The sequence below is a fragment of the Psychromonas algarum genome, assembly GCF_004376845.1.
In the GTDB taxonomy this organism is placed as follows: domain Bacteria; phylum Pseudomonadota; class Gammaproteobacteria; order Enterobacterales; family Psychromonadaceae; genus Psychromonas.
The window spans coordinates 24971-34625 of record NZ_SNUW01000001.1; the positions used below are offsets into that span (position 1 = coordinate 24971).

Annotated in this window: 8 protein-coding genes; all 8 read right to left on the bottom strand. The window is 37.2% G+C overall.

Translation table 11 applies throughout. From position 1 onward, the window contains the following. Positions 1 to 305 precede the first annotated feature (305 nt). The gene (locus E2R68_RS00085) at positions 306 to 1619 is read right to left on the bottom strand and encodes an adenylosuccinate synthase (RefSeq protein ID WP_134275472.1); all 1314 of its coding nucleotides are present in this window, start codon (positions 1617 to 1619) and stop codon (positions 306 to 308) included. 163 nt (positions 1620 to 1782) lie between these two features. Continuing rightward, the gene (gene hflC / locus E2R68_RS00090; RefSeq protein WP_134275473.1) at positions 1783 to 2649 is read right to left on the bottom strand and encodes a protease modulator HflC; all 867 of its coding nucleotides are present in this window, start codon (positions 2647 to 2649) and stop codon (positions 1783 to 1785) included. Next, entirely contained in the window at positions 2649 to 3836 is a 1188-nt protein-coding gene (gene hflK, locus E2R68_RS00095; protein WP_134275474.1) for an FtsH protease activity modulator HflK, read from the bottom strand. Before hflK ends, hflC begins: the two co-directional genes overlap by 1 nt. A 137-nt stretch (positions 3837 to 3973) precedes the next feature. After that, the gene (gene hflX, locus E2R68_RS00100; RefSeq protein WP_134275475.1) at positions 3974 to 5305 is read right to left on the bottom strand and encodes a ribosome rescue GTPase HflX; all 1332 of its coding nucleotides are present in this window, start codon (positions 5303 to 5305) and stop codon (positions 3974 to 3976) included. Between the two features lie 121 nt (positions 5306 to 5426). Continuing rightward, positions 5427 to 5654: an RNA chaperone Hfq gene (hfq, locus tag E2R68_RS00105; RefSeq protein WP_134275476.1), complete on the bottom strand. Its 228-nt coding sequence runs from the start codon at positions 5652 to 5654 to the stop codon at positions 5427 to 5429. 160 nt (positions 5655 to 5814) lie between these two features. Further along, positions 5815 to 6756, bottom strand: a complete 942-nt coding sequence (miaA, locus tag E2R68_RS00110) for a tRNA (adenosine(37)-N6)-dimethylallyltransferase MiaA (RefSeq protein ID WP_208380067.1) — start codon at positions 6754 to 6756, stop codon at positions 5815 to 5817. Beyond that, on the bottom strand, positions 6752 to 8644 hold the full coding sequence (mutL, locus tag E2R68_RS00115) for a DNA mismatch repair endonuclease MutL (protein ID WP_134275478.1): 1893 nt from the start codon (positions 8642 to 8644) through the stop codon (positions 6752 to 6754). The genes miaA and mutL overlap by 5 nt, the downstream gene beginning before the upstream one ends. 21 nt (positions 8645 to 8665) lie before the next feature. Next, a partial coding sequence (locus tag E2R68_RS00120; protein WP_134275479.1) for a LysM peptidoglycan-binding domain-containing protein occupies positions 8666 to 9655 on the bottom strand: 990 nt, incomplete at its 5' end.

Below are 9655 nucleotides of genomic sequence, written 5' to 3' on the forward strand. Positions count from 1 at the left end.
AACAAAATAGATAAGCTATTTATTGTGATCACTATACCCCATTATCTAATACCAATTGCATTAAGTATGTGATCTAAATTTTACGCAGAAAAACAACTCACTTCTTTATTTTAGCCAGTAAAATAGATCAGCTATTTACTGTGATTGGTATCATCATCAAATAATAAACTTAAGCTTCGTCAAAGCTCAAACTTCATCGCAAAGCATTAAAAACAAAAAAGCCGTAAATCATTACAATTTACGGCTTTTTATTTTCCAAAAAGAACTCATTTTTCAATTAAAGTAAAAATCTCTAATGAATGAAATTAGTTAAATGGATTAACTTGGATAATTGTTTCGTTACGATCAGGGCCAGTAGAAATCAGATCCATTGGTACACCTGTTAGCTCTTCTAAACGCTTAATGTAAGCTTTAGCATTTTCAGGTAGAGCATCGTATGTCGTTACACCGTAAGACACTTCAGACCAACCAGGCATTGTTTCATATACAGGTACAGCTTGCTCATAACCATCAGCAGCCATAGGTGGCACATCAACCACTGAACCGTCGGGCATAGTGTAACCAGTACAAATTTTAAGTTCTTCTAAACCATCTAATACATCAAGTTTAGTTAAACAAAAACCAGTGATACTGTTTAATTGAACAGCACGTTTAATCGCCACTGCATCAAACCAACCTGTACGACGTAAACGCCCTGTTGTTGCGCCAAATTCATGACCAACAGTCCCCATATGATGACCAGCAGGATCTAACTTATCAATGCCGTCATAAAGCTCTGTAGGGAAAGGACCTGAACCCACACGTGTAGTGTAAGCTTTAACAATACCTAATACATAATCTAGGTGTGTAGGACCAAAACCGCTACCTGTAGCAACACCACCAGCGGTAGTATTTGAAGACGTTACGTATGGATAAGTACCATGGTCGATATCAAGAAGTGTACCTTGAGCTCCTTCAAATAAGATATTTTCACCACGTAAACGGGCTTTATCAAGTTCGTCAGTTACGTCGATCACCATGCTGATTAATAGCGGAGCCATTTCACTCATTTGAGCCAGTACATCTTCGTAGCTAACTGGATCTACTTTATAGTAGTTAACTAATTGGAAGTTATGGTATTCAACAACTTCTTTTAGTTTTACTGCAAATTTATCCATATCAAATAAATCATCGATACGTAGACCACGACGAGCAACTTTATCTTCGTAAGCTGGACCAATACCACGACCCGTTGTACCAATAGCTTTATTACCACGCGCTTTTTCACGCGCAACATCAAGTGCAACATGATAAGGCAGGATCAAAGGACAACCTTCACTAATTGAAAGACGTTCTTTAGCTGGAATGCCACGCTCGATAAGCTTGTTCATTTCAGTGAACAAAGCATCAGGCGCTAAAACGACACCATTACCGATAACACATTTCACGTTTTCACGCAGGATGCCTGATGGAATCAAATGAAGTACTGTTTTTTCTCCATCAATAACTAGTGTATGACCAGCATTATGTCCACCTTGATATCGAACAACCCATTGTGCTTTGTCTGTTAGTAGGTCGACTACTTTACCTTTACCTTCGTCACCCCATTGAGTGCCAAGAATTACTACATTTTTTCCCATCAGAATCACATATCTCTAGCGAATTGAGCGGGGATTTTAGCAAAAATTAAACAACCGAATCAATATCTTTGTGACTTAATCCTAATATATATATTTCAGCGCAAAAAAAAGGCCGATAAATCGACCTTTTTACAATGAGTTACTGTCATTTAGACAATTAAATTTATTTCTTAGCACCCATATATTTAAAGAAATCAGAATCAGGACTTAATACCATTACGTCTTGCTTATCTGCGAAGCTTTTTTGGTAAGCTTGCATACTACGCATAAAGGCATAGAACTCTGGATCTTGAGAAAATGCTTCAGAATAAATCTTTGATGACTTAGCGTCACCTCTACCACGGATCTCAGCCGACTCTTTATTCGCTTGTGCTAACATGATAGATACTTTACGATCGATGTTTGCACGGATCACTTCAGACTTTTCTTGACCTTGTGAACGATGCTCTCTTGCTACCGCTTGACGCTCAGCACGCATACGCTTGTAAACACTGTTACTTACTTCATCAGGTAAATTAATTTTCTTGATGCGAACATCAATCACTTTAATTCCTAATTCAGATGAACGAGCCATACGTTTTAGTGCAGTTTCCATCACTTCGCCACGTTTGCCTGACACAATATCTTTAATCGTATGAGAACCGATTTCATTACGTAAACCATTATTAATTTTACGTTTTAATAATGCTTCTGCTTGTAACTTATTACCGCCTGTTGCTAAGTAATAAACTGCTAAGTCATCTATCTGCCATTTTACGTAAGAATCGATAATTAAATCTTTTTTCTCTGACGTAACAAAACGATCTGGTTGATCATCTAATGTTTGAATACGAGTATCCATAGTACGTACAGAATCGATAAACGGCACTTTAAAGTGCAAACCTGGAGCAAATACAACTGGCTTACCATCAGTATCACGCTTTACTTTACTGAACTGCATCACGATACCATTTTGGCCTTCAGACACAACAAATGCGCTGGTCGCAAAAACAAATAAGAGTATTGCTGGCAGTATTAATAATTTTTTCATTATTGAGTTCTCCCTGTAGTACGAGTGCTACGTGAAGTTCGTTCACTATTCGTTATTGCACGCTCATCTTTATCTGCTTTTTCATCTGCACGCGAACGTGTTTCAATTTCAGATTCAGCCGGTAAGCTAGAAGCTCCCGTTGCAGAATTACTCATCAATTTATCAAGTGGTAAGAAAGTTAAATTCCCACCTGCTTTATTATCAATTAAGACTTTAGAGCTGTTAGTTAATACTTTTTCCATCGATTCAATATATAAACGCTGACGAGTAACTTCAGGGTTTGCTTGATACTCTGGTAATAATTGATTGAATTTAGCAACCGCACCTTGTGCTTGTAAGATAATGCCTTCTTCATAAGAACGAGCTTGTTGTTCAATACGTTTAACATGACCACGAGCAATCGGTTCTTTTTCACGCTCATAAGCTTCTGCTTCACGTACAAAACGTTCTTCATCTTCTTGCGCGGCAATTGCATCATCAAATGCGTCTTTAACCTGTTCTGGTGGACGAGTTTGTTGTAAGTTGACATCGACAATCTGAATACCTAAATCATAAGGTTCGATGATTTTATCAAGCATTTCCCATGTCTGTTGACGAACCTCTTCACGACCAGTTGTTAATGCATCATCCATTGTTGAATGACCAATAACAAAACGTAAAGAACTGTCTAGTGCTTGCAATAAACTGTTATCAGCATTGACTACACTAAATAAATATTTTTCCGGCGTGATGATACGATATTGAACTTCCATCGATACTTGCACGATATTTTCATCTTCTGTCAGCATAAAGCCTGAAGTCGGCATCGTACGGAAGGCTTCAACATTAATTGGAATAACTTGGTCAATAAATTTAGGGTTCCAATGTAAGCCAGGATCTACCTGTGAGTGATAAGCACCTAAACGTAAAACAACACCACGATCAGACTCTTTTACTGTATACCAGCCACTTGCAAACCAAACCACTGCAATAACAGTTAAAATAGCGATAGCAACAAACTTACCACTATTATTACTACTTCCTGTTGGGCCTTGTGTTGTTTTTTTACCAAACAAACCACCTAAAGCTCCAGATATCTTTTGAAAAACAACATCTAGATCCGGTGGACCTTGCTCATTTTTTTGATCATTTTTGTTCCACGGGTCCTGATCTTTTTTATCATCTTTTCCCGGTTCATTCCAAGCCATGTTAGCTCCTGATTTACTCATAAATTGAATTAATAAAATCTGCTTAATAATGAATCATTTAATAGAATTTACTAAATACTCAAACTGTTATTGCAATGTAACAATGTTCACTCTAATAATAAAGAGATTATGACATATTAGGTCCATTCTTCTTTATCTAACTCTGCTACTGTTTCATAATTTGTATCAACAACAAACTCTTCTATGTAGGCACCTTCTTGTTTTATCAATCGTTGCCAATCTGTATTATTTAAACGAATATCAAGAATACAATTCCCATTTTCTGCATATTGTTCATTTTCGATGCATTCTAGTTGATAAAACAATGCTCGTAATTTCCCTTGTGCAGGAGGAATAGATAGCTGTAAAGCACGTATTTTTCCAGACAATAAATGACTTAATGCATTAAATAACAGATCTACACCAATATTTTTTTGTGCTGATAACCACACTCTAATTGGATTACCTAAATCATCATAATCAACTCTTGGCTCTCCTTCTTCTAAGGCATCTATTTTGTTCATGACCATTAAGAATGGAACTTCACCAGCATCAATTTCATCTAATACATGTTCAACAGCTTCAACATTAGCTAAATAGTTTTCATCTGCACAATCAACCACATGTAAAAGCAGTGTTGCTTCACGTGTTTCTTGTAATGTTGCTTTAAATGCAGCAACCAAATCATGTGGGAGATGACGAATAAAACCTACTGTATCAGCTAAAATACAAGTTCCTACATCATTTACTGAAATTTTTCTTAGCGTGGGATCTAACGTCGCAAATAATTGATCAGCAGCATATACTTCGGCCGCAGTAATTTGATTAAATAACGTTGACTTCCCTGCATTGGTATATCCCACCAAAGAGACAGTCGGCACTTCATTACGCAAACGAGAACGACGTCCCTGTTCACGTTGTTTTGAAACCTTTGCTAATCGAGATTTAATGGTTGTTATACGCGCACTTAATAAACGTCTATCACTTTCAAGCTGTGTTTCACCAGGACCGCGCATGCCCACACCACCTTTTTGTTTATCAAGGTGAGACCAGCCACGTATAAGACGACTCGACATGTAATGTAATTGAGCTAATTCAACCTGTAACTTCCCTTCATAGGTACGTGCTCGTTGCGCAAAAATATCAAGAATAAGTGCAGTCCTATCTAAGACTAAACACTCACATAATGCTTCCATATTGCGTAATTGTGCAGGTGTTAAAGCATGATTGAAGATTACAATATCAGCTTCCATTGTACGCACTGTATCTGCAATTTCTTGTGCTTTACCTGTACCAACAAAAAAACGTGCGTGTGGGGATTTTCTAGGACCAGTAACGGTTGCCACTGAATTAACGCCTGCAGAACTAACTAACAGCTTTAATTCATCAAGATCTTCTTTATTATTTTCATCAGTAAAAGAAACATGAACTAAAACGGCCTGTTCACCGGCTTCGTAACGATCAAACAATGAACTCTCCAATTATATTTGTGTATTGCTTATAAGCCTTAATCGTATCACAGCTATAAATGATTAGATAAAAAAATGGCCTGCACAGTGGCAAGCCAATAGTATAGGTAGATAAGGCAGTTTAATCTTCGTGAGGAATTGTTTCTACTGCACGGCTTGGCACAACGGTAGAAATTGCATGCTTATAAACCATCTGGCTTACCGTATTTTTTAATAAAATAACAAACTGATCAAAGGATTCGATTTGCCCTTGTAATTTAATACCATTAACTAAATAAATTGCGACTGGTATGCGCTCTTTTCGTAATGTATTCAAGAAAGGGTCTTGAAGAGATTGTCCTTTTGCCATGTGATATCCTTATCCTTCTTATTATTATTATAGTAACCAGTAAGGAGTATAAAGAAACATAAAAAAAGAATCTGAGTAAAAGTGTAAAAGATTGATCAGGACCTCTTTCTATCTTCCACACTGTACAATAATTAGCGATTTCATCATGCTTTTCTCTTGCCTAACAAATATCCTTATTAAAAATATTCTTAATGCTATCAAAGTTATTTGTCGCACCACTTTCCAACCAAGTAATGTTTTGTTTCCAACCACGTAGCCAAGTCATTTGTCTTTTGGCTAACTGACGCGTTGCAACAACACCTCTGAAACGCAATTCATCATAATCTAACTTACCTTCGATATATTCCCACATTTGTCGATAACCAACACAACGCATTGAAGGTAAGTCTAAATGCAAATCACCTCGATCAAATAAATGCTGTACTTCTTGTTCAAATCCCGCGGCGAGCATCAAATCAAAACGGTGCTCAATACGCTCATGTAATACCGATTTTTCAGTAGGAGCAATAGCAAATTGATGTACTTCAAATGGAATGGGATCACTTTTAATCGCAGTCAACTCGGTTATGCTTTTACCACTAATACGATAAACTTCAATCGCACGTGACAAGCGCTGTGGATCATTCACATGGATCCTTTCAGCTGACACGGGATCAATGAGGCGTAATTCATCGTGTAGAGCTTGCCAGCTTGTTTCTTTTACCTGTTGTTCAATCGCTGCTCTTATTTCTGCATTGGCACTAGGTAAAGGTGATAGCCCCTCAACTAATGCTTTATAATAGAGCATGGTCCCCCCCACTAATAACGGCGTATTACCTCTTGCTACAATTTCATGCATTAAACGCAATGCATCATCACGAAAATCGCCCGCTGAGTAACTCTCTTTAGGATCAATGATATCAACTAAAAAATGAGGGGCTAATGCTTGTTCTTGTAAACTGGGTTTCGCTGTTCCAATATCCATCCCTTTATATATTAAAGCTGAATCAACACTAATAATTTCACAACGACATTCTTGTGCCAGTTTAATTGCTAAATCTGTTTTTCCTGAAGCAGTTGGCCCCATTAAAAAAATTGCTTTTGGAAAGATTGCCATATTAATGAATACCTTGTATTAACAATGATAAATCGGGTTGCTTGAAACACTGCTGTAACTGTTCTACTGATAATTGACTCACTGAAGTTAATAGCAGTTCAATATCCATTATCGAGGAAGTTTTTTCTGTTTGACTTGTACTTAATAACAGCCCTAATTGAGAACATAATAACTTCACTGTTTTGTCGTCGTTATCATCAATAGTTGTTGTGCTTAAGTAATCAAATAGCTGCGGTAAAATAACAGCAATAGGAGCATGCCTAAAATAAGCTGGAACTTGACTGATAATAATAAATTGAGATTGAAACTTATAAATAAAACCTAATCGATTTAATAGCTGACAGGTTTTCTGTGCAATTTTTTGCATTGTGGGAGCAGCCTTAAAACGTACCGGTAATAATAATGGTTGAGTAATTACTTCCCCGTCTTGCCAGGCGCTATAAAGGTGATTTGAAACAATAAGTCTATTTGCTTCCTTTAGAGACATCAATAAAAGACCATTATCAGACAAACTCATAAGTACTGATGAAAGCGCTTGTATCAATACATAATCTTCATTTATCAGAGTTAATATATTAGCTGCGCTTGTGTTAACAGGCTTATTTAGTTCTGCTTTATAACCATGAGAAGACTCTATTGGTTGCTGAGAAGCTTCCTTAATAAAACCACAATAAGCATTAACTTGTTGCTCACTTAATCCAGCTTTATAACCACCACCATTTCGATTATTTGGTGAAGCCTTCTCAAGTGGAGATTGCTTTTGAGCGGTCCCAGATACATGGCTGTCTTTACTTACCTGATGATGCAAATCATCGATTTGTGGAGGTTGATATGCGTGCTCAGTAACACGAATACTATTATGTCCTTGAGTGTTATCTATTTGGTGATTTAACAAAGAGCTATCATTAAGTGTTGTGTTTAACGTACTACTAATAAAATCATGCACCCAACGCGCTTGATGAAAACGCACTTCGTGTTTAGCTGGATGCACATTAACATCCACTTCTTTAGCATCACATTCAATGTAAATAATATAACCAGGAAACATTCCTTGTGGCAATAAGTGAGCATATACCTGCTTGATAGCATGATTAACTAACTTATCGCGAATCATACGCCCATTGATATAGCAGTATTGAACATCTGCTAATGCTCTAGGTGATAACCTATCAGAAACCCAACCGGAAATTTTTAATGCTGAATCAGCATGCTCAAAATATACTGCATGTTGTATAAACTGTTCGCTACAAATACTGGCAATGCGTTTCTCTTGTTGCGCTTGTTCGGGGGCTGCACGATATTGTCTAACAACTTTATTGTTATGTTTTAAGCTGATCGCAATATCAAAACGGCTGAGAGCAATGCGTTTAATTAATTCATCAATATGTTGAAATTCTGTTTTCTCTGTTTTTAAAAATCGGCGACGAGCGGGTGTATTAAAAAACAGATCAAGTACTTCAACAGTTGTGCCCTGAGGATGCGCAGCAGGTTGCACATTAACTTGCATATCACGACCTTCTGCAATTGCCTGCCAAGCTTGTTCTTGAGCTGCAGGTTTGGAAGTAAAAGTTAAACGAGCAACAGAACTCACACTCGCTAATGCTTCTCCTCGAAACCCCAAACTTACAATCGCTTCTAAATCATCTAAGTGAGCAATTTTACTTGTTGCATGGCGGCTTAAAGCTAATGTTAACTCTTCTTTGCTAACACCATTACCATTGTCTTTGATGCGAATACACTTTGCACCGCCCTGCTCTATTTCGATATCGATTCGCGTTGCGCCAGCATCTAGACTATTTTCAACTAATTCTTTAACTACAGAAGCAGGTCGTTCAACTACTTCACCAGCAGCAATTTGGTTAGCCAATCGAGCTGGTAATATTTTTATCGACATAAGGAAAAGCTCACTATATGGCTAACTCATCGGTATAGTTAATACTTGCCCAATTGCAAGTGATTTAGAACGCAAATTATTAGTTGAAATAATTGCACTTGTTGTTGTTCCATAGCGTTGAGCAATCACAGAAAGTGACTCACCACTGCGCACTTTATGCTTGGTAACTTGCGGTTTCTGCGGTGGTATTTTTAATTTCTGACCAACAGCTAATGAGCTAGATCGTAGATTATTATATGTTTTCAACTGCTGTGTGGTTATACCGTATTTATGAGCAATTACAGAAAGCGACTGTCCACTTGTCACTGTATGTGATGCTGGGCGGGAAGGCGCAACATAATCTTCATTTGGAATTTTTAATACCTGACCAATGGCAAGTTGTGAAGAACGTAAGTTGTTATAACTTTTGAATTGCTCTGATGTACGTCCATAACGCTGAGCGATCAGTGATAATGCTTCACCACTTTTCACTATATGCTGAGTAGGCACTTCAATTTTGACAGTCTCTAATGCTGCAGTTGAAGCTGGTATTTTAATTTTTTGCCCCACTCTTAACGAAGTTGAACGTAATTTGTTATAACGCTTCAATTGACTACTTGTATAACCATAATTACTCGCTATCACTGATAAAGATTCACCACGTCGAACTTTATGTACTTGTTCTTTTTGCTCCACGATCGGTGATGAACTTACAGTAGAAATACTACCAGGGATTTTAATTTTCTGACCAATCGCTAATGACGTTGAACGCAACTTATTAAAAGACTTTAATTGAGCACTGGTTTTATTATATTTATGCGCAATCACAGATAATGATTCACCACGTTGCACAACATGCACAGATGGTTGAGTATTATGAGATTCAACAACTTTTGGAGTGACAGTTGTTTTAGTTATAACATAACCACCCGGAATTTTAATTTTCTGACCAATCGCTAATGACGTTGAACGCAACTTATTAAAAGACTTTAATTGAGCACTGGTTTTATTATATTTTTGCGCAATCACAGA

What these genes read in the sequence shown, in the direction of transcription:
- mutL (WP_134275478.1), bottom strand. Translation starts at nt 8,644, where the DNA reads ATGTCGATAAAAATATTACCAGCTCGATTGGCTAACCAAATTGCTGCT.
- hflC (WP_134275473.1), bottom strand. Translation starts at nt 2,649, where the DNA reads ATGAAAAAATTATTAATACTGCCAGCAATACTCTTATTTGTTTTTGCG.
- hfq (WP_134275476.1), bottom strand. Translation starts at nt 5,654, where the DNA reads ATGGCAAAAGGACAATCTCTTCAAGACCCTTTCTTGAATACATTACGA.
- E2R68_RS00085 (WP_134275472.1), bottom strand. Translation starts at nt 1,619, where the DNA reads ATGGGAAAAAATGTAGTAATTCTTGGCACTCAATGGGGTGACGAAGGT.
- hflK (WP_134275474.1), bottom strand. Translation starts at nt 3,836, where the DNA reads ATGGCTTGGAATGAACCGGGAAAAGATGATAAAAAAGATCAGGACCCG.